Origin of the sequence: Acidaminococcus sp. AM05-11 (genome assembly GCF_003472805.1) — a bacterium.
Lineage (GTDB): Bacteria > Bacillota > Negativicutes > Acidaminococcales > Acidaminococcaceae > Acidaminococcus > Acidaminococcus hominis.
Map to the genome: position 1 here is coordinate 151,343 of NZ_QRMX01000002.1, position 24,567 is coordinate 175,909.

Below are 24,567 nucleotides of genomic sequence, written 5' to 3' on the forward strand. Positions count from 1 at the left end.
CTGCTGGAAGTTCCGTTTTCCGAAATTGCCAAGGTGTAGCTATCTTTCTAAAACTAGACCTCGTACGGCGATTACTCCCGGCTTGGTGCCGGTAAAGGATTTCTCCTGACCGCCCACAAAGGTAAAGTAAAACATATGATGTTCGTCAATCATCCAGGTCATATCCTTCAGCGGGATCTCTCCCCCATTGGGATACAGCTGGTAGAGTCTATCTACAAAAGCTGTCACGTCATAGGTTGCCAGCTGACCATTTTCCTGGGTATAGGTCAATTTCCCGTCTTGGATTTTGGCCGGATCCAGAATATATACCCGGCTGTAATCCTTTACCGGAAAGCTGCCTGCATTATAGGCATAACGCAGATGCGTTTGCTGCCGGTTATTGGGCAGGGAAGCCAACAGGCCGGAGGCTTCTACTTCTTTTACCAGCGGATACCGCCAGCTGCCGGGATTTCCTTTCAGATATTCCCAAGCGCTGTAAATCCGGTCGGCCCGCTGGACGGAAATAGCCGGATTGGCCTGGAGCTGGCCGTCCACCAGCATTTGGCCCTGCAGCAGGTTTTCCCGCAGCTGACTATACTGGAGCTGGGCCGGGAAATCAATGGCATTCAGCGGGGTCACTGTAACCAGCAGGGCCAGCACAGCGCCCAGGCCAAAGAGTTTCCGGGGTTTCATTCCCACCAGCCCCGCTGCCAGGATGCAGACCCCGTAGGCACTGCATACCAGGGACAAATACCGCAGGGACGTGGCCCCGTAGGCGCTCCAGCGCATCTGCACCCCGATGCCCTGCACCAGCAGTACAGGAATCAGCAGCAGCCCGCCCAAGAGGAATACCTTGCGAAACCAGCGCTGGGACAAATCTCCAAAGCTGAAGTACAGCAGGGCGTATACCGCCGTGGCAGCGGAAGCAAACCAGTTCATGGTGCCCACAGGCATGGCTCTTACCCAGGCAATCTTTCCCATATACAGATACAGGATCAGCAGCAAAAGTCCAAAAAAGGGGAGCAGGACCCGCCGCCACAGGGTGGTAAACCCCGGCACTTCCGGAATTTCTTCTTCCGGAAGGGGAATGTAGGAAAGAAAGGTGAGAAAGCCCACTACTCCAAAGGCAAAGACGAAGATACAGCCCAGCCATTGGATGCCTACGGGCATGACCAGAAACTGGAAGCCCAGGTAGCAGATGGACAGCAGGACCAGAATCAGCAGCCCTATGCCCAAGCTTTTCACCAGGGACAGGAACAGCCAGGGAAAAACCCGGTCCCTGCCCTCTGGGACATCACAGTAATACAGGGTGGCGGTAGCTGAAGCTGCCAGAATGCCTCCCGCCGCCATAAAGCAGTACGGAGTCAGCGGCAGTCCTTCCAAAAGCCGCCAGCCAATAATAAAGATCAGGAAACCCAGGGCATCCCGCCGGGGACCTACTTTGTCCGCCCGTTCATTGTACAGCCGCCAGGGAATGGACAGGGCAGTCACACAAAGCATCACCAGGATGCCCCGCTGCCAAATGTCCCCCTCCCCGCCAGGAGGCAGGTTCAGCTTGGTTTCCACCAGGCTGGCGGCGAAAATATACAGGCTGCCAAACACGGCCAGTTTAAACCGTCTGCTGCGCTGGAAAAGCGCAGCAGCAAATTCTCGTATGCGCTGCAGCATTTGCATCATCTCCCATGCTATGAACTTACCTGTTCATTATACCATGGAAGCGGAGAAGCGGTTATTTCCCTGGATGGTTTTTGAAGTAGTTGTACAGCAATCTGCCCAGTTCCCGGGCTTCTGCTTCGTTCAGGGTAATCCCCCTGTACATTTTTTCCCGTCTGGGGGCCCATTCCCGCAGATCAAACTTGGCGGGAGTATTGTTGTAAGAAATCCGGTTCAATTCCTTGGTATTACCAGTTTTGGTATTTTCCGACAAGATTCCTAGTTCTTCTTCTACTTCGTAACTGAATTCAGCCATTGTAATCCTCCTTACAAGATGAGCCTTTGGCCATCCGCTTGATGATTTTATTATAACGGATTTTATTTTTTTGCCTACCCCTTTTGGGCCATCGGGTATTTAAAGCGTACCATCGGGTATTTTTTCGTTTAAAGCACCCAGTTTTAGTTCCAAAATCCGTTTTATGGGGACCCATTTCCCACTTTTCAGCAAAATTCTTTTCCGAAAAGTATCCAATTTCACCGCCTGCTCCTGAAGTACCAGCTCCCGCCCGCCTTCCTTATGGGCATCCGGCTGAAAGTACGTAAGCAGCAGCAGGGGCTGCCGGCCCTGCTGCAATTCCAAGCCCACCCATTGGAGCTGCCGGTCCAGCCGTTCCTTTTCAGTCTCGTCCAGCTCCCGCTGGGCCTGGGTAAGCCGGGCCTCCTCGGCCACCAGTTCTTCGTACCCGGTAAGGGCTGCAAAGGGCATAAACTGGGCCGCCCGCTGGGAGCGGGACAGCTTGCGGCGTCTGGGGCTCTCCGGATGGGGCAGCGCAAGCATATCCTGATACCGTTTCATGCCCGATGCCCCCCTACCTGCTGGTTGCGTTCTATGGTCATGCCGCCGGCACACAGATTGCTGCCCTTTAAAATGGAGTTTTTGCCAAACCGCTCCTTTAAAGCCAGTACCGTTTCCTGGAGCCGGTATTCCTTAAAGGGATCCTGCCAGGCGGATTCCTCCTGGGCAAACAAATCCGCTTCCTGGGGCCGGCTGCGCTCCTGGGAAACTGGCAGCACCCGTTCTGCCGTAAGGCTCACCTTGCGGAGCAGCAGCTGGGGATCCACAATTTTCCGATACAGCGCCAGGGCTTCCTGGGTAAGCACCTGCCCGGAGGCCGTGTATTGGAGCAGTGCCTGGGTGCCCCGGGCCGGAAAGGGCACCAGCCGGCCATAATGGTCCTGGGCCACCCGCCCCCGGTAGGAGCGCAGCCTTTCCAAGTCCTCCAGGTTGGACCGGTCATAGCCCAAATGCAGCACCAGCCGGTCCGTTACAAGGCCCTTGCGTACCAGGTCCAGGGCCAACTGATCCGCCATTTCCCAAACAATCAGCCCCGCCTGCTCTGCTGTATAGGCATGCTGGAGCACCTGCCCTGACCCCAGGCTGGAGCTTTGGGGGGTGTATTTTTTGATGTCCTCCAGGGTGCAGGGTTCCCAACCCCAGGCATGGTCAATGAGCAGCTCCCCATTGACCCCAAACAGCCGGTACAGCAGGTCCTCGTCCACAAGGGACATCCTGGCCACATCCCCCAGGGTATACATCCCGTACTGGGCCAGCTTCCGGGCAATCCCCGGACCAATCCGCCAAAAATCGGTAAGCGGCCGATGCTCCCACAGCTTTTCCCGGTAACTTTCCTCCGTCAGGGCCGCAATGCGCACCCCGTCCTTTCCTGCGGGCAGATGCTTGGCTACAATATCCATGGCCACCTTGCACAGGTACAGGTTGGTACCAATGCCGGCCGTAGCCGTAATCCCCGTTTCCTGAAGCACCGCCTGGACCAGCTTCCGGGTCAGCTAATAGGGCGTCAGCCCATAGGTTTCCAAATAAGGGGTCAAGTCCAGCAGCACCTCATCCACCGAATACACGTGGATATCTTCCGGAGCCAAAAAGCGCAGATATACGCCGTAGACCCGGACACTGTACTCCATATAAAGCGCCATCCGGGGCATCGCCGTAATATAGGTCAATTTCTGGGAAGGATCCGCCTTCAGTACCCGGTCGGAAGCCGATTCTCCCTGGAAGTGCCGCCCCGGCGCCATGGCCCGCCGGTCCGCATTGATTTCCCCCACCTGCCGGATTACCTCGAACAAACGGGGCCGTCCAGGTACCCCACGGGCCTTGAGAGCCGGGGAAACCGCCAAGCAGATGGTTTTATCCGTCCGGGACTGATCCGCCACCACCAGGCACGCATCCAAGGGATTCAGCCCCCGTTCCACACATTCCACCGAAGCATAAAAAGATTTTAAGTCAATGGCCGCATAGACCTTTCCTTTCGCCATAGTACTCCCTCACTCTTTGTTCGTTTATTATAACTTATTCGAACATTTGTTCGTTTATACTATAGCATAAACCCCCAGGGTAAGACAAGCCCCCTTTGCAGCTGCTTTCCCGCAGCAGCCCAAAAGGGCACAAAAAAAGAGCCGTGACCTAAGCCACGACCCTTTGTTTTGCGCTTATTGCAGGAGAGCTTTGACAATGGCATTTACCCGCTGGCCAGAAGCCCGGCCTTGGGTCTGGGCCATTACCGTACCCATTACCTTCCCCATATCCTTCATGGATTTGGCACCCGTCTTGGCAATGGCGGCTTGAACGATTTCTTTCAGTTCGTCGTCGCTTAATTGCTGGGGCAGATACTTTTTCAAAATGGCAATTTCCTGCTCATTTTTCTCTACCATTTCAGGACGATTGGCATCCTTGATTTCTTGGATGGTATCTTCTCTCTGCTTAATTTCTTTCATAATGACAGCCATGACAGCGTCATCTTTCAGCTCTGTCTTTTCGTCAATTTCCTTATTCCGAATGGCAGCCCATACCATACGCAGAACGGTCAACTGCAATTTGCCGTTTTCCCGATCCTTCATGGCGTGCTTCATATCGGTTTGTAAGATTTCTCGTAAAGACACCTTAAAGCCCCCAAATCATAAAATGATTATCTGGATTTGCGTTTTCTGGCAGCTTCAGACTTTTTCTTGCGTCTTACGCTGGGCTTTTCGTAGTGTTCGCGCTTTCTTACTTCGGACAGAACGCCAGCTTTCTGCGTAGCACGTTTGAAACGACGCAGTGCGCTGTCCAAAGATTCAGTTTTGCCAACTTTAATCTCAGTCATCTATATCCCTCCCTCCACGATCTCTTTCGGGAAGTGTTTTAACATTAACACCTAGCCATTATACATTAAACCAGGCGTCTCTGTCAACAACATTAGCAGGGAGGCCAGCCTAATTCCTTTCCTCCCAAGACATGGAAATGCAGATGGGGAACCGTTTGTCCGCCTTCTGCGCCAGTGTTCACCACAACACGGAACCCTTTTTCCAAAATACCCAATTTCTTGGTAATCTCAGGAAGAATCTTTTGAACATGAGTCAGCACCTCGGGGGATGCCGTCAAAATGTTTTCCGAATGTTCCTTGGGGATAATCAGGACATGAACGGGCGCACCCGGGTTCAAGTCATTGATTACGATGACCTTGTCATCTTCATAGACCCGCTCGCTGGGAATTTCACCTGCAACAATCTTGCAAAAAATACAATCTGACATAATTTCACCCCCTGCCGACTAAAATTTGGTACTTTTATATTATAACACCGTTCATGCCGTCTTCAAATAGAGAATCCAGCCGAACTGGGGTTATTTTTCCTTCCAGATCCTGGTCACTGTGGGTATACACCCGAATATAGCCAGGGGTCAAGCCTTCCCAGTACCCTTCCTTGTTCACCTGCTCCCACAGGACAGAGGATTCCGCCCCCAGCAGGGTTTTCCGGAAGGCTTCGTGACCTTCGGCGTCAATCACTTCCAGCCGGTGCACCCGTTCCTGTTTCTCCTTGTTGGAGAGCTGGCCGGGCATCACCGCTGCCGGCGTTCCCTTTCTTTGGGAATAGGGAAAAATGTGGATCTTGCTGAACTGGCAGCTGCGGATAAAGTCCAAGGAGGCCTGGAAATCTTCTTCCGTTTCTCCCGGGAAGCCTACAATGACGTCGGTGGTAATGGCTACCCCCGGCACCAGGCTGCGAATCCGCTCCAGGAGACCTGCAAAGTCTGCGGTGGTATAGGGACGATGCATCCGTTTTAACGTAGCGTCACAGCCCGCCTGCAAGGGCAGATGGAGATGGGCACACAGCCGGGAATCTTCCTGCATCACCTGAAGCAATGCGTCTTCCACCTCCACGGATTCCAAAGAGCCCAGGCGTACCCGGCGCACCTCCGGTACGGAAAGGGCGGCCTTTACCGCATCGGACAGCCGGTAGCCCTGGCCGTCTTCCTTGCCGTAGCAGCCCAGATGGATGCCCAGCAACACGATTTCCTTAAAGCCCTGATCCACCAGCCGCTGGGTTTCTTCACGGATGCTTTCCAGGGAACGGGAACGGAGATGACCTCTGGCGTAGGGAATGATGCAATAGGAGCAGTATTGGTCGCAGCCTTCCTGGATTTTCAGGAACGCCCGGTCCCGGCTTTCGTCCACGGCCGCTTCCATAGCCTCAAAGCTCCGGCCAATGGGCAGCTCGTGAACAGCGTTTAAGGGTACAGCTTGCTCCGCTTCATCCTCCTGCAGCCGCTGCTGCACCAGCTCCACCACCTTGCTCCGGTCCTGGTTGCCAATGAGCAGGTCCACTCCGTCAATATGGGCTACCTCGTCAGGGGAAGTCTGGGGATAGCAGCCCGTTACCACGATAAGCGGCTTGGGGTCCCGTTTGGCTGCCCGGCGGATCATCTTCCGGGACTTGCTCTGACCCATATTGGTCACCACGCAGGTATTGATCAGATAGATGTCCGCAGGCTGCTCAAAATCCACAATCGTAAAGCCGGCTTCCCGGAACAATTTCTCCATGGATGCAGTATCCGATTGGTTTACCTTGCAGCCCAAGGTATAAAAAGCTATTTTTTTCATCTATCTTATCCTCCCAAATTTCCTGTTTCGTACATGATGGCCGTAAGGGCCGCCAGGGCGGCGGTCTCCGTGCGCATAATCCGGGGCCCCAGGCTGACGGACGCCCAGCCCAGCTTCTGGCTCAGGGCGAACTCGTCCTTGCTGATGCCCCCCTCGGGGCCAATAATCAGGGCCGCCGTCTTGGCCTCCTGCTGTACCTGAAGAGCCTGGCGAATGCCCTGCCCGTCCTCTACTTCGTAAGCAATGATTTTCAGTTCTGCCGTACAGCCCTGGAGTACTTCTTTAAAAGCTCTCACCGGCAGCACCTGGGGAATGATATCCCGCTTGCTTTGTTTGGCCGCTGCCTCGGCAATTTTCTGCCACCGTTCCAGCTTCTTTTCGACCTTAACAGGGTCCAGCTTTACCACCGAATGGTCCATCACAGCCGGCTGGATGGCCGTCACCCCCAGCTCAATGGCCTTTTGGATAACCCATTCCAGCTTGTCCTGCTTGGGCAGGCCCTGGATCAGGGTTACCTGCACCGAGGGTTCGTGGCAGCGTTCAATTTTTTCTACCAGGGACAGCGCCACCTGATGCTCCGTAAAGCCGGTAATTTCCATCAGGGCCGTTACCTGGTCCAGGCTGACAATCTGCACCTGATCCCCAGCCTTCATCCGCAGCACGTGGGAAATGTGGTGGGCATCCTGCCCGTCAATAACCATTTCCGGTGCAAAATTCCGGGGTACAAAAAAACGATACACAGCCTTATGCCTCCCTGCCCATGGTAATGGCGGTCCAGCCAGCTTTCCGGCTGACCTGAAGAATCTGGAAGCCCTGCTCCTTAGCAGCTGCTTCCACATCCGGGAACCGTTCTTCAATGACGCCACTGGCCAGGAACTTACCGCCAGGAGCCAGTTTGGCAGCTACCTCCGGCAGCACCAGAATGATGATGTCCGCAATAATGTTGGCGATGATAATATCCGCCTGACCATTGGTATCGTCCAGCAGGTTCCCCTGCTTTACGTCAATTCTGTCGGAAAGGCCGTTTAGGGCAATATTTTCCTTGGCCACTTCTACAGCCTTGGCGTCGATGTCCACCGCTTCCACAGTTTTGGCACCCAAAAGGGCGGCCGTCATGGCCAAAATCCCGCTGCCGGTACCTACGTCAAATACCGTGCAATCCGGGTTCACCAGCTCTTCCAGCCGCTGGATGCACATACTGGTGGTGGCGTGGGTGCCGGTACCGAAGGCCATCCCCGGATCCAGGGAGATGACCAAATCCCCTTCCTGGGGTTCATAGGTTTCCCAGGTGGGTTTAATCACCGTTCTCTTCCCTACCCGTTTGGTGTGGAAGAATTGCTTCCACTGATTGGCCCAGTCCTTTTCGCTAATCTGCCGGAACAAGGTGGCCCCAAACCGGCACTTGCCCAGCCGAGCTTCAATTTCCTGCATACCGTTTTCAATGGCCTCCAGGCGCTGCTGAAGCTCCTGGTTTTCCGGATAGTAGGCCGTTACCGTCACCACTTCCGTATTTTCCTGGGCAGGAATATCGCACAGTTCCCAGGTGGCGTGTTCCCGCAGCTCATTGAGCAGCAGGGGGTCTTCAATTTCCACGCCATTTCTGGCGCCCACTTCCCGCAGCAGTTCGGCTACCGCTTCCACCGCTTCGTGAGTGACTTTCAAGCTGACTTGCAGCCAAGTTTCCATTTGCATTCTCCTTTGTCTTCCAAACAAACTTCTCAGCAGCTTTCCAGACCTTTCTGGAGCTGCTGTCTATTTATGCGCAATTATTATATTATACCTTATTTTTCCCCGTCCGTCACGGACCCCGCCCCTAAGGGACACGAAAGCCCCCGCACCGCAGATTGCTCCGCAGCCCGAGGGCCTGATTTTACGCTGATTTTTCCTGCATAGCCTGTGCCAGTTTCTCTTCCTTTTTGGTCAGCTGCTTTAACCGCTTGAGGGCCAACAGGAACCAGGGCAGGTTCTTGTCATCCAGGACGTATTCGCTGAGAGAATGCTCCGTCACCTGAAGCCAGCGGGAGTAGATGCCGCTGCCCAGGAGAAGGGGATCCTCTATCTGAAAAATCACCTGTTCCAGGGTTTCCCAATCCTGGTAAGCTCCTTTGGAATACGCCTTGCTAAAGCCCTTTCCCTGGTCCGCTTTGAAGCCCAGGGCAGTGCATTCCTCTCCAAAGACGCTTTCCTCCACCACATCAATGGGGGTCATGGGGTCCTTGTACAGGATCAGATATTTTTTGGCGAATTTATGAATGTCTTTCCGGTTCTTTAAAGCCTTCATGCTGTTCTCCTCCACTGCCGCACTTCCTGGAGAAAAGCAGCAGCGCTATACCTTTTATGCATAAACAAATCCATTTTCCCAGCTTCTAACGTCTTCTAGTATAGCAGAGATTTAACATTTTGCAATGTTTTTCTTTTCACAGTCAATTCTTTACTAACCACAGGCTTTTTGCAAGAAAACATTCCCATTTCGTATCAATTTATACACAAAATAGGGATCCGTACCTGCCTTTGTCCCCCGCTTTGCCAATTGCAAACTTTTGGGCTTCCCTTTTAAAGCAGCGGACCGCATACCCCCAGGACGCCAAAAAGGATGCGCCTTGGCGCATCCTTTTCCCGCACTTATTCTTCTGCAGTTTCCGCAGCCGGCTGTTCTTCCGCAGTTTCTTCCACAGTTTCAGCCGCCGCTTCTTCCCCTTCTGCCGGCACTTCCTCTGCTTCTACAGCTTCCGGTTCGGGTTGGGGCTGAACTAGCCTCACCACCACTACATCCACGGCATCTACGGCGTAGTCGGTAATGGCAACCGTTTCCCGCACTACTGCTTCCCGCAGGGCTTCCACCACTTCAGGGATATTGGCCCCGTATTCCACGCTGACCTTCACCTCAAAGCTCACATGGCCTTTTTTCACCGTGCCGCTTTCTTCCACGGACGCATCCGTTTTCTTTACGGCAATCTGGGACGTAATCTTGTCCGTCATCCGTTTGGCCAGGGAAAAGAAAGAGCCGCCTTCATTTAAGGTCAAAGATACGTGCTCCACCTTACCTACAGCAATCCGCACAAGTTCCGTAAAGACTTCTTCACTGATGATGGTTTTGCCTTGAATCATACCAATCCCTCCTTACAATACAGAAAGGGAGAAGGACAATGGTTTGCGTCCTCCTCCCTTCTTACAGCGCCGCAGCGCTTAACGGAATTCCACTTTCAAATGCTGCCGATTGGGCAAACGATTGTATTTATACTTGGGATACCCTACCAAAAGGGTGCCCACCACCACCTGTTTGGCCGGAACGTTCAACAGTTCCCGCAGCGGCTGGTAATCAGCCTGGGCACAGGTCTGAATGAAGCCCATAATGGTGGTACCCAGACCCAGGGTGGGTGCATACAATTCAGCGTAGGCCCATGCCTGTTCGCAGTTGCTGATGCCGGTCATGTTCAGTCTCCGGGCCAGGGCGAAAATCAGCTGCTTGGCATTGCGGCCAATAATGTCGATTTTCCGCTCCCGGTATACTTCCAGCACCTTCAGATAGTACCGGCGCTGGGGAGCTTTTCTGTCGATTTCTTCCTGCATCCAATCAGCCACGCAGTCGGTAATCTTTTGGATCAATTCCCGGTCAGATACCACAATGTAGTACAAACCTTGGGAATTGGCAGCAGTAGGAGCGTACCGGGCAATATCCAGCAGCTCGGTAATCTTTTCTTCGCTGACCAGTTCATCCTTAAAATTCCGGATGCTTCTGCGCATACGCATAAAATCATAGGCGGATTTTTTATCTAGTACTGACGTAGGAACCGGATCCGTTTCCTCGTAGGGGCAGCGGGAGTTGTCCAGGGCGCCCGTAGGGCAAACAGAAACACAATGGCCGCAGGACATACAGGACATATCATTGATGCAAACCGGGCCTTTTTTGCCTTCGCTTTGGTTCATTTCCAAAATGCAGCTGGGGCAAACGTTGGAACATATCCCGCAATTAATGCACTTGTCTTGATCGACCGTTATTATACCAACCAAATATAACACCTCAAATTCTTACTGTCAGCGCAGTACTCATTTAACTATACTGCGAATTGTTTTAAAAATGATTTCAATTTGCTTATAAATCCAAAAAAAGCCGGACATCCGTCCGGCATATTTTTAAATGGCTCCCCGAGTAAGACTCGAACTTACAACAACTCGATTAACAGTCGAGTGCTCTACCATTGAGCTATCGGGGAATCTCTCAACGAAGATTATTCTACACGAAAGTGCCTATCCTGTCAACTACTTTTTTAAAAAAGGATAAGAAAAAAGTTGGAACATACCCTGGTCATGAAGATAGCCGGTATCATTCAAGGCAAAGAGCGTTCTTTCCCCCCATTTATTGATGCCCAACACCGTTAAGGATGCCGGAAGAATATCAAAGGAAATCTGTTTATCGGCCACCTCCTGGATATCCAGGCCCAGCCAATAAAAAATCATGTTCTGGATGGTTCCCTTATGGGATACAATAATCAGGTCCCCAGGCTCCTCCATAAGCTTCTTGAAGCCTTCCACCGTGCGCTGGTAAAACTGCCGGCGGGTTTCTCCACCCTCGTAATTGATATGGTCCAGCTCCCGGCCGGTTACCGGCGGGTGGTAAAAGGCCTTGGATTCCTTGAGAGAAAGGCCAGCTGCCCGGCCATTGTTCTTCTCCCGAAGGAAGGCATAGGACTCCACCCCTGAAGCACCCAGTCTTTCTGCAATCATTTCGCCGCCCATTCGGGCCCGCTTCAGGTCGCTGGTCACAATCCTAGGGGGCGTATGGCCGGCAAAGTCCCGGGCCAGGCAGTCCGCCAGTTTCTTGAACTGGCCGCAGCCTTTTTCAGTCAGGGCCGAGTCGGTCCAGCCCCCGGTCAATGCCTGCACATGATGATCTGCTTCCCCATGCCGAATCAGGATAATCATGGTGTTCCTCCCTCGCTGCTGACGGTTAGATATACCGTTTCAGGGTAATGGCAAAACGGCCCTTCTTGGTGGTGCCCCGTACTTCGGACAGTTCCACCCTGCCCCGGGACCGGAAGGAAATAATATCCCCTTCTTTGACGGTCTGGGACGGACTTTTGGCGTCCTGCCAATTCAGCCGCACATTCTGACCCTTGATTTCATCTGCCATCCGGGAACGGGAAACCCCATAGCCCGCAGCAGCCACGGCGTCCAGCCGCAAAGCGGCTACCGTAGACGAAATCAATTTGATTTTTTGTTCCTTTTCCTGCAAGTCCGCAAAAGCAATTTCCCGGACTTCTACAGTGGCGGCACCGATTTTGGTCAGATTGGTCACCACGAAATTGCTCATGGCCGTATCCACCACTATCTGCCCGCCTTCTTCGTTAAATACAATGTCACCCATGATTTCCCGCTTGCACCCCAGGCCCATAAAGGCGCCCAGCACGTCCCGGTGACCGATATCGTAATACCGCTTGTCCCAGGTGATTTGCAGGGGAGTAATGGCGAAATCCGGCTGGCCGTAGAACTCTTCACTGACAAAAGCAGCCCGCAGGCGTTCCGCATTCTGGAACCCGCCGTTTAATTCCACCCGGATATTGGGAAAGTTGGCAGCAATAATTTCTGCCACATTCTGTTCATGGGGATCCAAAAAGCCGGTTACCTTATAACGGCGGCTTTTCCGGGCCCCCTCAGCCAAATCCAGCAGCTGGCTGGCCAATTCGGCGTCTCCGCCGGCCTTAAAGTAGCGTAAAATTTTCTCTCGATCTGCCATCTTATTTTTTGAGTGCAGCGCTGCGGTCAAGGACGGCCTGCACTGCATCGTAGAACGCTCCTCTCACTCCATGATTTTCCAGTGCCTTGATGCCGGCAATGGTAGTGCCGCCAGGGGACGTTACCTGATCCCGGAGCTGGGCCGGATGCACGCCGGTTTTCAGGGCCATCACCCCGCTGCCTGCCATGGTGGCAGCTGCCAGCTGAATGGACAAAGCCCGGGGCAGCCCTGCCATCACCCCGGCATCTGCCAGGGCATCCATGACCACAAAGAAATAGCCGGGGCCGCAGCCGCTGATGGCCGTAATGGCCTCCATGGCTTTTTCGTCCACCCGGACCACCTGGCCGCAGGAGGCAAAAATAGCTTCCGTCAGCTCCAAGTCCTCTGCCGAAGCCTTGTCATCGCCGGTAATGGCAGTCATACCCATGCCCACCGCAAGGGGCGTATTGGGCATACAGCGGATTACCCGGTGGCCGGGCACCAGGTCGTGGAGCATGGCAATATCATAGCTGCCCATAATGGACACCACCAGGGCCTCCGGGGCCATTGCCTTGCGCAGGTCGTCCGTTACAGCCGCTTTTGCCATTTGGGGCTTTACGGCCAGGATCACCAAATCCGCCCCCTGGACAGCTGCTGCATTATCCCCTACAGCCGTAATACCGTAGGTGTTTTGCAGATATTCCTGACGGGCTGCCGTAGGTACGCCAGCCGCCACTTGTCCCTTCTTTACCAAACCGCCCTGGAGCAGCCCCTTTAAAATAGCCTCACCCATGGCGCCGCAGCCAATAAAGGCAATTTTGGCGATAGTATTTATTGTTCCCAAGGAGAATTCCCTTCTTCCTCTACGTAATTGGTATTTTCCGTATCGATGTCAATATTAGGAGGCGCGCAGACCAGGATATTCCGGCCAATTTTCTTGACGGTGCCGTCCAAGGCATAAATGGTGCCGCTGACAAAGTCCACAATGCGCTTGCGCACGTCGGGATCCGTATCTTCGAAATTGATGACCACCGGCTGGTTTTTGCACAGATAGTCCGCCATTTTTTGGGAATCATTGAAGTCAATGGGTTCAATTACCACCACACTGACCGGATTGCGGTTTACAGGCATGGACATGACCTTGTCCGCATCGTTATTGCGATTTTCCACAGGGGGTACCTCCCGTCTGCTTTCTTCATAACTGGTTTCCGGCTGGCTGTGTCTGCCAAAAATGGGAACCACCTTGCTGTCCTCATCCCGCAGTTCTTCCCCGCCGTCCATTTCCGGTTTGTCTTCTTCCTTATAAAAGCCAAGGGATTCCGTAATTTTTCTCATAAAGTCGAAATTCATGCAGTCCACCGCTCCATCTTAAAATTTTAGTGAGTAATCCCGGGCGCCAAACAGTGCGGAACCTACCCGGATTTCATTGGCTCCTTCTTCGATTGCTACCCAGTAGTCGTGGGTCATGCCCATGGACAAGGTGTCACAGGCAGGGGATTGCAGCTGGTTTTTCAGGTACAGGAAATCCTGATAGCCTGCCGCAAAGACAGGACGGGTTTCTTCCACCTGGTCCGTTGCCTGGGCAATCACCATAACGCCCCGGACCCGGAGGTGGGGATAGTTCCCCAGCTTGGGAATAACGGCCCGGAATTCCTCCGGTGCAAAGCCGCTCTTTTGTTCTTCCCCAGCTTCGTTGATCTGGAGCAGCACATCCTGAACCTTGCCCAGGGCGGCCGCTTCCTTATCCAGATGCTGCATAATCTTTTCGCTGTCCACCGATTCAATGATGGCAAAATGCTCCACCGCATGCTTGGCCTTGTTGGTCTGCAGGTGGCCGATCAAATGCCAAACACCACCAGGAGGCAGTACCTCCTGCTTGTGCATGGCTTCCTGGACCCGGTTTTCCCCCACATCCGTCAGCCCTGCCGCCAGTGCTTCCGTTACAATCTCCGGAGGATGATTTTTGGTCACCGCCAAAATGGTCACCTTATCCCCCGTTGCTTTCTTTTCCTTGCGATTGGCAAGAGCCTCCTGAACCTTGGCCTGTACCTTCGCCAAATTTTCCTGTAACATAGGCTCTCTCTCCCTTCCTATTTTCTAAACAAAATGCCCGCCAGTCTCCCGGTCTTGCCATGCTCGCCACGGTAGGAGAAAAAGTCTCCCTGATGGCAGCAGGTACAATAATCGGACCGGAAAATCATCTCCTGAGGCACGCCGGCCTCCAGCAGCTGCAGGGTATTCATTTTCCACAGATCCAGCTGGTAGTGTCCTTCCCGACCCGGTGTAAAACAGGAGGCATAGGCTTCTGCCTGGGACCGTACGGCCTCGTCCACTTCGTAGCAGCAGGGACCGATGGAAGGCCCGATGCCCACAGCTAGATTATGGGGCTGGCAGCCAAAGGCTTCTGCCAGCTGTTCTACTGCTTTCTTAGCAATACCTGCCACGCTGCCCCGCCACCCGGCATGAACTAGGCCGATGGCATTGCTGCAGGTATCCACCAGTAGAATAGGGACACAGTCGGCAAATACCAATAAAAGAGGCAGGTTCCGGCAGTCCGTAATGAGACCGTCCGTTTGGGGCAAGGTATCTTCATAGGTAAACGCCCCTTTGCCTGCATCCGCCTCTGTCACACGCACAATGTGGGTGCTGTGCACCTGGTTGCAGGTGACCGTCCGGTTCAGGTCAAAGCCCAGTGCCTTGGCCACTTTCTGCCGGTTGCGGACCACCTTCTCCGGGTTATCCCCTGAGTGCAGGCCCATATTCAAAATGCCTTCCAAATTATCGCTTTCCCCGCCTGTACGGCAGGTAAAAGCATGGCCAACGCCCAGTTTTTCCCAGGCTGGGAAATAGCTAAAGCGCAAGCCGTCTTTTTCTCGTATTGCAAATGGAGCCACGCTCCCACCTCGTTTCCCCTTGGAGTTATATAAAAATGGAAGTTACCGAAAACTTGCTTTCAGTAACTTCCATTGTACTGTTTTTTTTGGCGTTTGTAAAACGAAAAGCCAGAAAATCCCGTCCAAAACCACGGGGTTCCAAAGAAATTTACGCCTTTTGTCCCGCCTTGGCCAGAGCCGCTTCCATCCGGGCAATCACCGTTTCCAACACCTTGATCCGGGCGTACAGTTTGTTGTTGGCTTCCACCACCGTCCAGGGTGCCTCAGGGGTATCCGTCCGGTAGATCATTTCGTTTACCGCATCCACGTAGGCATCCCATTTGGACCGGTTCCGCCAATCGTCCGGGGTAATCTTCCAGGTCTTGTTGGGATCATTCTCCCGGTCCTGGAACCGCTTTAACTGCTCATCCTGGTCAATGTGCATCCAAAATTTCTGCACAATAATGCCCTGCTTCACCCATTGGGCTTCCATGTCCTGGATTTCCCCATAGGCCCGGCGCCATTCTGGATTGGTGGCAAAATGCTCAATTCTCTCCACCAGCACCCGACCATACCAGGTACGGTCAAAGATGGCAATCTCGCCTGGGCGGGGAATCTTGGTCCAGAACCGCCACAGATAGTGGAACTGGTTCTCCCACTCGTTGGGAGCGCTTACAGGATTCACCTGGTAGCCCAGGGGATCAAAGGATTCCGACAAGCGCTTGATGGCGCCGCCCTTGCCGCCGGCATCCTGCCCTTCAAAGGCAATAATGGTGCTGATTTTCCGTTTGGCCAGCTCCACCTGCAATTCACCCAGACGCTTGTGGCATTTCTTCAGTTTCTTGTCATATTCGTCCGAATCCATGGGCTGGTTGGGATCAAAAGTAGCCAAAATATCCGGCACCGAAGGATCCTTCACCGGGGCAATATCCCGCTGCACCTTCAGCTGGCTCTGCCGCAGGGCCTTTTCCATACAAGCAATCAGCACCTGGAATACAGCTTCCGTCCCGGTCTTTTTGTCTTCCATGGGAATAATGTGCCAAGGAGCCACGCTGGTATCCGTAGCCGCCAGCATCTTCTCGTATACCTCCCGGTAGGCATTGTAGTCGATGCCCTCAATGCCGGAAGGCGTCAGCTTTTCCCACAAGCTGCTATCGGAAGGTCCCTTTTCCAGGTTTTCCTTCTGCTGCTTTTTGGAGATATGGGTAAATATCTTGATGATGGTATAACCGCCATCGGTAAGTTCTTTTTCAAAGGTATTGATTTCCTCGTAGGAAACATTGTACCAGGAAGCCGCTTCGTCCGGGTCCCCTACCAAATGCTCATTGCACAGAAAATACCAGGCCCTGTGATGAATGGCAATATGCCCCTTGGCCGGCAGTTCATTCCAGAATTGGGTAAAGAAAGGACTTTCCTTTTGGGCGTCCGTGGTCTTAGAAGCAGAAAATACCCGAAAACCACGAGGGTCCAATGCAGAAATCACCTTGCTGATCAGCTCGCTGCGGAAGGTCCCCCGAAAGCCTTCGAACAGAATAATCACAGGTACCCCTGCATCCCGCAGAGACCGCTGCAAAAACCCCAGCCGATTGGTTTCTTCCTCCATTTTATCCGTATACTCTTTTTTAGAAACCTTAGTGTCCAAATCAATCTTGTCCAGCATGAGCATTCCTCCCTCCGGCAGGGAATCAGGCGGTGCGTGTAATTCCTATGCCATGTATCTTTATATTATACCATGCTTTTGGTTTTTCAGGACCAAACTTTATTACAAATACTTCCATGTTTCTTCCTATTTACTCCGAAATTGTACGGTTTTCTATGGAAAGTGAGCAGGAATTTTTCTGGGTTCCATAAAAAAGGAGCCGTGAAAAATGATTGCTCATTTTTCGCAGCTCCTTTAAGCGAGGCAAAATTATTTGATTTTGTTCTTGCAATCGCCAGTTTCCACGTAATCTTTCAGGTTCTGATAGCTGGTTTCCACCATGTTCTTCACGGCTTCATCAGTGTAGGAACCCAGATGCGGGGAGATCAGGACTTTCGGGTACAGGCTTACCAGTTTGGCAAATTGCGCATTGGGGATTTCTTTGTCGCCAAAGTTCTTGCCGAACAGTTCAGCTTCGCCATCCAGGGTATCAGCAGCAAAGCCGCCCAGTTTACCGCTTTCAATGGCTTCGATGACAGCATCGGTATCTACCAGCTGGCCGCGGGCTGCGTTAACCAGGATAGCGCCGTCTTTCATCTTGCTGATGAATTCTTTGGTAACAACCTTGCCGTTTTCCTTGATGTAAGGAGCATGCAGGGAAATGATATCGGATTTAGCCAACAGTTCGTCCATGGAAACCTGGGTAGCATAGTCATCGATGCCTTTGATTTGGAAGACATCTTCGCCGATTACGGTAGCACCCATGCCGTGGAAAATCTGAGCGCAGACACGGCCGATACGGCCCAGGCCTACGATACCAACGGTGCAGTTGCGGATTTCCTTGGAGAACATTTCGCTGTCAACAACGAAGTTCTTTTTGGCGGATTGGCTGGTAGTGTATGCCAGATGTCTCAGCAGCATCATAGCATGGGTAACGGCCAATTCAGCAATGGCGTTGGGGGAATAGCCAGGAACAAAGGCCATCTTGAAGCCCAGTTCTTTAGCATAGGGAATATCGATATGATCGGTACCAACAGTTCTGGTCAGAAGATATTTAACACCCAGTTCTTTGTAGATGTCCAGGTTCTGTTTGTTGGCAAAGCAGTTGCCGCGCAGGATAACAGCTTCGTAGCCCTTAGCTTTTTCAGCAGATTCTTTCGTATTCAGATATTCAGGAATACAAGTGATTTCATAATTGAAATCTTTGTTGCAAGCCTCAAAAATCGGTAATTCTACGTCTCTAACTCCATAACATAAAACTTTCATACCATTACCTCCTGTAGATGCACTTATTGCTGGACTGTTTTACCAGTCCGCCCCTCAGTATCATTTTATCATGGAAAAATTTATTTTCAATATAATTTCCGTATTTTGTATACATTTATAGAAAAGTTAAATAATTACTTTTGATTATGTATACTTTATTAGCCAAAAAGGGTCTGTACCATAAACAGGTCAGCAGACTGCTGCTCTGCTGAAAAAAGAAGCTGTGCAAAATGGATTTCCTTTTTGCACAGCTTCTCCAATTACACGGTCTTAGGCTTTCCACAGACCATGCAGGTTGCAGTAAGCGTAAACGCCTTCGACTTCATCCCCTGCTACCAGAGCAAAAGCTGCTTTCGGAGCATCGCCCGGTTTCAGGTCTTTTCTTTGTACGCCATTCTTGGTGGCCAAAACGATGAATTCAATATAATGTTCTGCAGTCATAGGATGTTCCACAGAGCCAACGGTAACATTCACTACGCCGTCCTTCACTTCATAAACAGGTACGTGTTTTTCTTTGGCAGCGTCAACCGTATTGGGGACCAATTCACCCATTTTTTCGCCGCAGCAGATTACGGGAACACCGGTAGCTTTTACCAAAGTAATGATTTGACCACAATGGGCACATTTAAAGAATTTAGGTTCCATAATAAAGCCTCCTCATAGATAACCATAACCAATTGAATGTCTGTCTTCAACATCTATTGATGTTACCTATATAGTAACACAAAATGAAGGTTTTTACCACAGATTTCTATTTCTTAATAAATGTTCTTATTTATACACAACTATATATTACCGGTTCCGATCCTTCATGGCCCGGTCAATATCCCGCTTGGCAGCCCGCTCCGCCATGTCCCGGCGCTTGTCATAGATTTTTTTACCGGTAGCCAGGGCCAGCTTGCATTTCACCAGGCCATGGGAAAAGTACAGCTGCAGGGGGACCAAGGTAAACCCTCTTTCCTTGGTCTTGCCAATGAGCTTTTGGATTTCCCGCTTGTGCATGAGCAGCTTCCGGTCCCGCAGGGGTTCATGGTTAAAGATGTTCCCGTGGTCATAGGGGCTAATATGCAGATTATACAAATAGACCTCGCAGGTTTTGGTAATGGCCGCGTAAGCGTCCTTCAGATTGGCTTTCCCCTGGCGCAGGGATTTCACCTCTGTGCCGGTCAGGACAATGCCTGTTTCATAGGTCTCGTGGATATTGTAATCATGCCTTGCTTTTCTGTTTTCGGCTATGACCTTCACCGTTTTTTCCATGTCGATTCCTCCGTCTTCTTCTGCCGCCGTTGGTGGATTTACCCTGCTCTAGCGGGGCCTTGGTACTGGTGGGGCTATTGGACGTATTTTGACCCTGGGCTGCATTGCCGCCCTTCTTCTTGCGTCTTCTCTTTCTCTTGTGCTTCTTGTCTCCGGCGGGAGCCTCTCCGGCAATCAGGTCCTTCTTATCCAGCGCACCGCCGGTCTGGCGTTTTTCCTTCTTCTTGCTCTGCCGGGTCAGGTCCTGACGCATCCGGGACAGCTGGTATTCCGGCATCCCGGCCAGTACAAAGTCGATTTTCCGTTCGGCCACGTTCACCTGGAGCACCTGAATCTTTACAGTATCCCCCAAACGGTACCGATGGCCCAAATGCTCACCAATCAGGGCATACTGCCCTTCCAGATATTCATAGTAATCATCGGTCAGACTGGAAATATGCACCAGTCCTTCCACCCCATTGGCCAATTCCACAAAGAAGCCAAAGGAGGAAACCCCGGAAATGGTTCCTTCAAATTCCTGGTCCACAAACTGGAGCATATATTCCGCCATTTTAAGATCTACCGTCTGGCGTTCCGCTTCAATGGCCGCCCGCTCCCGGGTGGAGCAATGGGTGGAAATCAGCGCCAGCTTGGCCGTTCTTTCTTCCGCTTCTTCCCGGGACAGACGCTTGCCGGACAGCTGCTCCCGCAGCAGCCGGTGCACCATCAAGTCCGGATAACGGCGGATGGGCGAAGTAAAGTGGGTATAGTAGGTAGCAGCCAGGCCAAAGTGCCCAATGTTTTCCGGCTGGTACACGGCCTGTTTCATGCTCCGGAGAGCTACCGTAGAAATCAGCCGTTCTTCCGGCTTGCCTGCCACCTTTTCCAAAGCCTTGGCCAAGGTCTTGGGTTTGATATCGTCTTCGTCAATTTTCAGGGTGACCCCAAAGACGCTCATCAGCTTGGCCAGGTCCGTAATCTTGTCCCGGTCCGGCACATCGTGCACCCGGTAGATAAAAGGCCGTTTCTTTTTGGCCATATGGGCAGCCACCGTTTCGTTGGCCGCCAGCATGAATTCCTCAATCATCATTTCCGCAATGGAGCGGATCCGCTGCTTGATTTCAATGGGGTGCTTCTTTTCGTCCAGGATCACCTTTTGTTCCGGCAGCTCAAAGTTGATGGAGCCCCGTTTTTCCCGGCGCTTCTTGAGTACCTTGCTGAGTTCTGCCATGGTTTCCAGCATGGGAACGATATCCTGGTACTTTTTCCGCAGTTCAGGATCCTGTTCCACCAGAATATCCCGGACATCATCGTAGTTCATCCGGTGCAGGGAATTGATGACCGCAGGGGCAATCTCATAGCTCAGAAGCTTACCGGTTTTCCCGTCCAGGAGCATTTCGCAGCTCATGGTCAGCCGGTCTTCCCCTTCGTTCAGGCTGCAAATGCCATTGGAAAGTTCCACCGGCAGCATGGGCAGTACCCGGTCCACCAGGTATACGCTGGTACCCCGCTCGTAGGCTTCGTTGTCCAGGGCCGTATGGGGATGAACGTAATAGCTGACGTCGGCAATGTAGACCCCCAGGAAGTAGTTGTCCCCCTGTTTTTCCACGTACACAGCGTCATCCAGGTCCTTGGCATCTACCCCGTCAATGGTGATGATGCTCCAGTCTCGGCGGTCCTTCCGGTTTTCAATTTCCTTGGGTTTGATTTTCTTTTCCACCTGCTGGGCGGCTTCCTGGACCTTGGCTGGGAATTCCGTGGGCAGGTCGTTGTCCTTGATAATGGACAGGATTTCCAGCCCGATGTCCCCCTGCTTGCCCAGGATTTCTACAATCTTACCCTCAGCATTCCGACGTTCATCCGGCCAGGTAGTAATTTCCACCACTACTTTTTCCTTATCCTTGGCACCGTTAAAATCTCTCCGGCGCACATAGATATCCCGGGAAATCCGTTTGTTGTCCGGAATTACAAAGGCAAATTCCTTGGACTTGGAGAAGGTTCCTACCAGCTTGTGGTGGGCCCGCTTCAAAATCCGGATAACCTTCCCTTCCAGGCGTCCGTCAAAGCTGCTTTTGGACACCCGGGCCATGACCGTATCGCCGTCCATGGCCCCGGACAGGGAATTGGCCGGAACAAACAGGTCCGGGTCCCCATTTTTCACCAGGGGCACCACAAAGCCAAAGCCCTTGCTGGTAACCTGGCAGCGGCCCGTAACCAGGCCCATAGCCTGAGGCAGCCCGAAGGTATCAAAACGGGTGCGTACAATTACCCCGTTTTCTTCCAGGTCCTTCATGACCTCCTCATACAGGTCCTGATCCTTGTCCGAAAGGGCAATGGCACCTTGCAGGTCGTCCGCCGACAGGGGGGCAGGGTTAGCGGTCATATACGCAGTAATTTGTTCTTCCAGTTCTTTTCTATTCATGCTTCTCCTCATACATCAGCTTGGCATCAGCCTCGGCGGCAATGGTCCCGTCCTCCCGGACCACCTGCCCCGTCATTTCCAGCAGAATGCCCTTGCGCTTCTTGACTTTGGTGATGATGGAGATTTTTTCCCCAATCAGAACCGGCTGACGGAAGCGCACCTCCAGCCGTGCCGTATAGGCCACCCGATGTTCATATAAATAAGGGTAATTCCCCATGGTTTCGTCCAGCAGCGTGGAAATAAGGCCTCCATGCATCCGGCCATCATAGCTTTGGTGCACCGGCTGGGGAACAAAGCTGGCATAGCAGCCTTCCTCGTCCACCTTGAAATGCATATGCAGGCCAATGGGGTTGTCCTTGCCGCAGCCAAAACACAGGGTATCACGATCTGCGAGATTCATATTTTTTATCCTCCAAAAAATGCAAAATGCTTTGATAAATTTTTTCCCGGCCCTTGTAGAGGGTCATTACGTGCCGGGCCTTGGGCACCCACAGCAGCTTTTTCTTCCGGGAAGAAACGTGTGCATACAGGTAGCGGGCACTCTCCGGCCGCACCGTGTGGTCCGTGCGGGACTGGATAATGAGCAGCGGCACCTGGACCTTCCGGAGCCAGCGCCCCTTGCACAGGAGCAGCAGCCATTCCAGCTGGTGAATGCCAAAAAGGGGCATACAGGAATAGGCCACATTGTACCGTTCCGGGGCATCAATTTCCCGAGGGTGCTTGGGCAACGCCCAGGCCTTCTGCCGGTCCGCCAGCCACAAAAAGTGGATGCGCCAGTCGTAGAGATAAATAGGGGTGGAAATCAGCACCAGCCGGTCCACCTGGGGCAGGGTACCGGCGTACACAGCCAAAAGCCCGCCCATGGACAGTCCAATGACCGTTACCTCCCGGCATTGGTGCTTCAGCTTTTCTACTGCTTCCCGCACCTGGTCCAGCCACTCCGGATACGTTACTTTTGTCAGCTCCCGGGGATCCGTACCATGGCCGGCCAGCCGCAGGCCATACACCGTATAGCCGTGCTGGTGCAGGGTCTCTCCCAGTTCCCGCAGCTCCGCAGGGGTTCCGGTAAACCCATGGACCAAAAGTACGGCCCGCTGGTTATTTCCTTCCCAGTAGTAGCTTTCTGCTCCGGGCATCACCATGCCGCCACACCTCCCGTTCCCTATTTTGGTACGCAAAAAGGGCATTACCTGCAAAAGGCAATGCCACAGTGCGCTCTCATATACAAATTCAGTCGCCGTAAATTACTGGATACGGGCAATGACCACATTGATAATGGCAAAAGCCAAACCCAGACCTACTGTAAAACGGGACAGTGCTTCGTCCATGTCTGTCGGTTTGCCGCCAAACAGGGATTCGCCGCCGCCCAGGCCGCTGAAACCTGCACTTTTCCCAGACTGCAATAAAATAGAAATCATCATAAGAACGCTGACGATGACATCCAGTACCATCAAAATATTTAAAGCCACAGGTATTCCCTCCACACTCTAGATTGTATTATTGTAACATAAAGGAGCACCAGTGACAACCATTCCCGGCACATTTACCCAAGCTTTACCTAAAAAAGCTTCTCGTTAGGAGAATTGCACCGTGAAGGTAATGACGCCCTTGTCAAAGGTCACCTTCAGTTGGCCGCCCAACAGATTCATCACTTCTTCTGCCATGGAAAGCCCAATGCCGTAGCCGGCCTTCTTGGAATTATGGGACTCGTCTCCCCGGTAGAACCGCTCGAAGAAATGGTTGTAGTCCACCCCTTCTCCTTCCTTGTAACTGTTGGAAACAGCGGCCTTAAAGCCATGCTTGCCGTTTCGGGTCAGCACAGCCCAAATGGTCCCCTCATCATCACAGTACTTGGCCGCGTTGTCCATGAGAATGGTGAACACCTCATAGAGATATTTTTCCTCTGAGAGGGCCCGAATATCCGGGGGGATATCCAGCACCAGCTTTTTCTTTTCCCCTTCCACCAGGGGCGAAAAGGCCTTCACTGCATCTGTAAAAAGGGCGGACACGTCCACATCTTTCAGGGTCAAACTGGACTGGCTCTTTTCCCCCATTTTGGCCAGCATGATCAGCTCGTTGATCAGCCGGGTCAGCCGCTTGACCTGCATCAGGATGTTGTCCGTCCACTGGCTTTTCCCGTTGAGCAGTTCCATGGCCTCTGCATTGGCAGAAATAATGGCAATGGGGGTTTTTAGCTCATGCCCGGCATTGGTGATAAACCGCTTTTGGTTCTCCATATTTTCCACAAAGGGCTGAATGGCAAAATTGCACAAAAAGCTCAGCACCAAGATGTACAGCAGCACGCAGATAAGCCCAAAGCGCACCGAGTAGCGCATAAAGGCTTCCACCGCAGCCACATCCCGGGTGCAGTCCATCACTACTACCATATAGTCCCCGCCAGGCTGGGGGGAAACCAAAGAGGCATAGCTGGCCCGTTCTTTTTTAAACACGCCCTGCTTTTGTTGGTTCTCCAGCACCTTGTCAATGACTTCCAGGGCTTCCTGCTGGTCAAAGGCAGAAATGTTGGTCAGGTTCAGCTGGGTGACCTTGCCGTTGGTTTCATCCACAAAGGCGCTGAAATATCGGGTCTGGTGGGCAAATTCCGGGGTATTGTTGTACCATTCCGGGTCATTGAGCCAGCTGCTCCAGCTTTCCGAAGGCAGCGGAATCTGGTGGGCCGGCATCATACCGCCGTTTTGGGCAATGACGTTCAGGAGGGTGGTCACTTCTGATTCCATCTTCATATAGCTGATGACGTTGATGAGGCCCAGAGCTCCTGTCAGGATAATCACCACGGCAATCAGCGCCATGAGAATGAATTTCCGCCGCAGCCGGTGCACCATATTCAT

General features: G+C 52.6%; 27 protein-coding genes, 1 tRNA gene and 1 pseudogene. All 29 read right to left on the reverse strand.

From position 1 onward, the window contains the following. Window positions 1–39: 39 nt before the first annotated feature. Window positions 40–1,647, reverse strand: coding sequence for a DUF4153 domain-containing protein (locus tag DW089_RS01885; RefSeq protein ID WP_158572301.1), 1,608 nt, complete (start codon window positions 1,645–1,647; stop codon window positions 40–42). 61 nt (window positions 1,648–1,708) lie between these two features. After that, the gene (locus DW089_RS01890) at window positions 1,709–1,948 is read right to left on the reverse strand and encodes a YdbC family protein (protein ID WP_105325672.1); all 240 of its coding nucleotides are present in this window, start codon (window positions 1,946–1,948) and stop codon (window positions 1,709–1,711) included. 99 nt (window positions 1,949–2,047) lie between these two features. Then, window positions 2,048–2,488 (reverse strand): hypothetical protein, encoded by a 441-nt coding sequence (locus DW089_RS01895; RefSeq protein ID WP_105325673.1) that lies wholly within the window; start codon window positions 2,486–2,488, stop codon window positions 2,048–2,050. Further along, a pseudogene (locus DW089_RS01900) lies at window positions 2,485–3,966 on the reverse strand (DNA methylase). The gene DW089_RS01895 and the pseudogene DW089_RS01900 overlap by 4 nt, the downstream one beginning before the upstream one ends. A 174-nt stretch (window positions 3,967–4,140) precedes the next feature. Then, a complete protein-coding gene (locus DW089_RS01905) occupies window positions 4,141–4,590 on the reverse strand; it encodes a GatB/YqeY domain-containing protein (protein ID WP_105325674.1) in 450 nt (149 codons plus the stop codon). 26 nt (window positions 4,591–4,616) lie between these two features. Beyond that, complete coding sequence (rpsU, locus tag DW089_RS01910; RefSeq protein WP_105325675.1) at window positions 4,617–4,793, reverse strand: 30S ribosomal protein S21; 177 nt, start codon at window positions 4,791–4,793, stop codon at window positions 4,617–4,619. A gap of 92 nt (window positions 4,794–4,885) precedes the next feature. Continuing rightward, a complete protein-coding gene (locus DW089_RS01915; protein WP_105325676.1) occupies window positions 4,886–5,221 on the reverse strand; it encodes a histidine triad nucleotide-binding protein in 336 nt (111 codons plus the stop codon). Window positions 5,222–5,255: 34 nt separating this feature from the next. Then, window positions 5,256–6,569: a tRNA (N(6)-L-threonylcarbamoyladenosine(37)-C(2))-methylthiotransferase MtaB gene (mtaB, locus tag DW089_RS01920; RefSeq protein WP_105325677.1), complete on the reverse strand. Its 1,314-nt coding sequence runs from the start codon at window positions 6,567–6,569 to the stop codon at window positions 5,256–5,258. A 5-nt stretch (window positions 6,570–6,574) separates the two neighbouring features. Continuing rightward, window positions 6,575–7,309 (reverse strand): 16S rRNA (uracil(1498)-N(3))-methyltransferase, encoded by a 735-nt coding sequence (locus tag DW089_RS01925; protein WP_105325678.1) that lies wholly within the window; start codon window positions 7,307–7,309, stop codon window positions 6,575–6,577. Window positions 7,310–7,313: 4 nt separating this feature from the next. Next, window positions 7,314–8,255 (reverse strand): 50S ribosomal protein L11 methyltransferase, encoded by a 942-nt coding sequence (prmA, locus tag DW089_RS01930; protein ID WP_105325679.1) that lies wholly within the window; start codon window positions 8,253–8,255, stop codon window positions 7,314–7,316. Window positions 8,256–8,439: 184 nt separating this feature from the next. Continuing rightward, window positions 8,440–8,850: a hypothetical protein gene (locus tag DW089_RS01935; RefSeq protein WP_105325680.1), complete on the reverse strand. Its 411-nt coding sequence runs from the start codon at window positions 8,848–8,850 to the stop codon at window positions 8,440–8,442. Window positions 8,851–9,191: 341 nt separating this feature from the next. Continuing rightward, a complete protein-coding gene (locus DW089_RS01940; RefSeq protein WP_105325681.1) occupies window positions 9,192–9,677 on the reverse strand; it encodes an Asp23/Gls24 family envelope stress response protein in 486 nt (161 codons plus the stop codon). A 78-nt stretch (window positions 9,678–9,755) separates the two neighbouring features. Beyond that, the gene (locus DW089_RS01945) at window positions 9,756–10,589 is read right to left on the reverse strand and encodes a nitroreductase family protein (protein ID WP_231086251.1); all 834 of its coding nucleotides are present in this window, start codon (window positions 10,587–10,589) and stop codon (window positions 9,756–9,758) included. A 119-nt stretch (window positions 10,590–10,708) separates the two neighbouring features. Then, window positions 10,709–10,783, reverse strand: a tRNA-Asn gene (locus tag DW089_RS01950). Between the two features lie 46 nt (window positions 10,784–10,829). Beyond that, window positions 10,830–11,492, reverse strand: coding sequence for a histidine phosphatase family protein (locus DW089_RS01955; RefSeq protein WP_118286699.1), 663 nt, complete (start codon window positions 11,490–11,492; stop codon window positions 10,830–10,832). Window positions 11,493–11,517: 25 nt separating this feature from the next. Further along, entirely contained in the window at window positions 11,518–12,303 is a 786-nt protein-coding gene (locus DW089_RS01960) for an RNA-binding protein (RefSeq protein ID WP_105325684.1), read from the reverse strand. Between the two features lies 1 nt (window position 12,304). Continuing rightward, the gene (gene proC, locus DW089_RS01965) at window positions 12,305–13,126 is read right to left on the reverse strand and encodes a pyrroline-5-carboxylate reductase (protein WP_105325685.1); all 822 of its coding nucleotides are present in this window, start codon (window positions 13,124–13,126) and stop codon (window positions 12,305–12,307) included. Beyond that, window positions 13,114–13,617 carry a cell division protein SepF gene (locus DW089_RS01970; RefSeq protein WP_105325758.1) on the reverse strand — a complete coding sequence of 168 codons (504 nt, stop codon included), beginning with the start codon at window positions 13,615–13,617 and terminating at the stop codon, window positions 13,114–13,116. Before DW089_RS01970 ends, proC begins: the two co-directional genes overlap by 13 nt. Window positions 13,618–13,650: 33 nt before the next feature. After that, the gene (locus DW089_RS01975; protein ID WP_105325686.1) at window positions 13,651–14,355 is read right to left on the reverse strand and encodes a YggS family pyridoxal phosphate-dependent enzyme; all 705 of its coding nucleotides are present in this window, start codon (window positions 14,353–14,355) and stop codon (window positions 13,651–13,653) included. A gap of 17 nt (window positions 14,356–14,372) precedes the next feature. Further along, window positions 14,373–15,143 carry a peptidoglycan editing factor PgeF gene (gene pgeF / locus DW089_RS01980; protein WP_199614472.1) on the reverse strand — a complete coding sequence of 257 codons (771 nt, stop codon included), beginning with the start codon at window positions 15,141–15,143 and terminating at the stop codon, window positions 14,373–14,375. Window positions 15,144–15,324: 181 nt separating this feature from the next. Further along, the gene (pap, locus tag DW089_RS01985) at window positions 15,325–16,815 is read right to left on the reverse strand and encodes a polyphosphate:AMP phosphotransferase (RefSeq protein ID WP_118286701.1); all 1,491 of its coding nucleotides are present in this window, start codon (window positions 16,813–16,815) and stop codon (window positions 15,325–15,327) included. 249 nt (window positions 16,816–17,064) lie between these two features. Then, on the reverse strand, window positions 17,065–18,060 hold the full coding sequence (locus DW089_RS01990) for a 2-hydroxyacid dehydrogenase (protein ID WP_105325689.1): 996 nt from the start codon (window positions 18,058–18,060) through the stop codon (window positions 17,065–17,067). A gap of 270 nt (window positions 18,061–18,330) precedes the next feature. Further along, the gene (locus DW089_RS01995) at window positions 18,331–18,705 is read right to left on the reverse strand and encodes a desulfoferrodoxin family protein (protein ID WP_105325690.1); all 375 of its coding nucleotides are present in this window, start codon (window positions 18,703–18,705) and stop codon (window positions 18,331–18,333) included. A 147-nt stretch (window positions 18,706–18,852) separates the two neighbouring features. Beyond that, window positions 18,853–19,317 carry an SsrA-binding protein SmpB gene (smpB, locus tag DW089_RS02000; RefSeq protein WP_105325691.1) on the reverse strand — a complete coding sequence of 155 codons (465 nt, stop codon included), beginning with the start codon at window positions 19,315–19,317 and terminating at the stop codon, window positions 18,853–18,855. Then, window positions 19,268–21,718, reverse strand: a complete 2,451-nt coding sequence (gene rnr / locus DW089_RS02005; protein WP_105325692.1) for a ribonuclease R — start codon at window positions 21,716–21,718, stop codon at window positions 19,268–19,270. The genes smpB and rnr overlap by 50 nt, the downstream gene beginning before the upstream one ends. Beyond that, entirely contained in the window at window positions 21,711–22,127 is a 417-nt protein-coding gene (locus DW089_RS02010; protein ID WP_105325693.1) for a PaaI family thioesterase, read from the reverse strand. The genes rnr and DW089_RS02010 overlap by 8 nt, the downstream gene beginning before the upstream one ends. Continuing rightward, complete coding sequence (locus DW089_RS02015; protein WP_231086255.1) at window positions 22,099–22,860, reverse strand: carboxylesterase; 762 nt, start codon at window positions 22,858–22,860, stop codon at window positions 22,099–22,101. The genes DW089_RS02010 and DW089_RS02015 overlap by 29 nt, the downstream gene beginning before the upstream one ends. A 102-nt stretch (window positions 22,861–22,962) precedes the next feature. Beyond that, a complete protein-coding gene (secG, locus tag DW089_RS02020; RefSeq protein WP_231086256.1) occupies window positions 22,963–23,187 on the reverse strand; it encodes a preprotein translocase subunit SecG in 225 nt (74 codons plus the stop codon). A gap of 105 nt (window positions 23,188–23,292) precedes the next feature. Further along, a complete protein-coding gene (locus DW089_RS02025) occupies window positions 23,293–24,567 on the reverse strand; it encodes a cell wall metabolism sensor histidine kinase WalK (RefSeq protein ID WP_118286702.1) in 1,275 nt (424 codons plus the stop codon).

Coding starts and splice junctions, on each gene's coding strand:
- DW089_RS01885 (WP_158572301.1), bottom strand. CDS start 1,647: ATGCTGCAGCGCATACGAGAATTTGCTGCTGCGCTTTTCCAGCGCAGC.
- DW089_RS01890 (WP_105325672.1), bottom strand. CDS start 1,948: ATGGCTGAATTCAGTTACGAAGTAGAAGAAGAACTAGGAATCTTGTCG.
- DW089_RS01895 (WP_105325673.1), bottom strand. CDS start 2,488: ATGAAACGGTATCAGGATATGCTTGCGCTGCCCCATCCGGAGAGCCCC.
- rpsU (WP_105325675.1), bottom strand. CDS start 4,793: ATGACTGAGATTAAAGTTGGCAAAACTGAATCTTTGGACAGCGCACTG.
- DW089_RS01915 (WP_105325676.1), bottom strand. CDS start 5,221: ATGTCAGATTGTATTTTTTGCAAGATTGTTGCAGGTGAAATTCCCAGC.
- mtaB (WP_105325677.1), bottom strand. CDS start 6,569: ATGAAAAAAATAGCTTTTTATACCTTGGGCTGCAAGGTAAACCAATCG.
- prmA (WP_105325679.1), bottom strand. CDS start 8,255: ATGGAAACTTGGCTGCAAGTCAGCTTGAAAGTCACTCACGAAGCGGTG.
- DW089_RS01935 (WP_105325680.1), bottom strand. CDS start 8,850: ATGAAGGCTTTAAAGAACCGGAAAGACATTCATAAATTCGCCAAAAAA.
- DW089_RS01940 (WP_105325681.1), bottom strand. CDS start 9,677: ATGATTCAAGGCAAAACCATCATCAGTGAAGAAGTCTTTACGGAACTT.
- DW089_RS01955 (WP_118286699.1), bottom strand. CDS start 11,492: ATGATTATCCTGATTCGGCATGGGGAAGCAGATCATCATGTGCAGGCA.
- DW089_RS01960 (WP_105325684.1), bottom strand. CDS start 12,303: ATGGCAGATCGAGAGAAAATTTTACGCTACTTTAAGGCCGGCGGAGAC.
- DW089_RS01970 (WP_105325758.1), bottom strand. CDS start 13,617: ATGAGAAAAATTACGGAATCCCTTGGCTTTTATAAGGAAGAAGACAAA.
- DW089_RS01975 (WP_105325686.1), bottom strand. CDS start 14,355: ATGTTACAGGAAAATTTGGCGAAGGTACAGGCCAAGGTTCAGGAGGCT.
- pap (WP_118286701.1), bottom strand. CDS start 16,815: ATGCTGGACAAGATTGATTTGGACACTAAGGTTTCTAAAAAAGAGTAT.
- DW089_RS01990 (WP_105325689.1), bottom strand. CDS start 18,060: ATGAAAGTTTTATGTTATGGAGTTAGAGACGTAGAATTACCGATTTTT.
- DW089_RS01995 (WP_105325690.1), bottom strand. CDS start 18,705: ATGGAACCTAAATTCTTTAAATGTGCCCATTGTGGTCAAATCATTACT.
- smpB (WP_105325691.1), bottom strand. CDS start 19,317: ATGGAAAAAACGGTGAAGGTCATAGCCGAAAACAGAAAAGCAAGGCAT.
- rnr (WP_105325692.1), bottom strand. CDS start 21,718: ATGAATAGAAAAGAACTGGAAGAACAAATTACTGCGTATATGACCGCT.
- DW089_RS02015 (WP_231086255.1), bottom strand. CDS start 22,860: ATGGTGATGCCCGGAGCAGAAAGCTACTACTGGGAAGGAAATAACCAG.
- DW089_RS02025 (WP_118286702.1), bottom strand. CDS start 24,567: ATGAATATGGTGCACCGGCTGCGGCGGAAATTCATTCTCATGGCGCTG.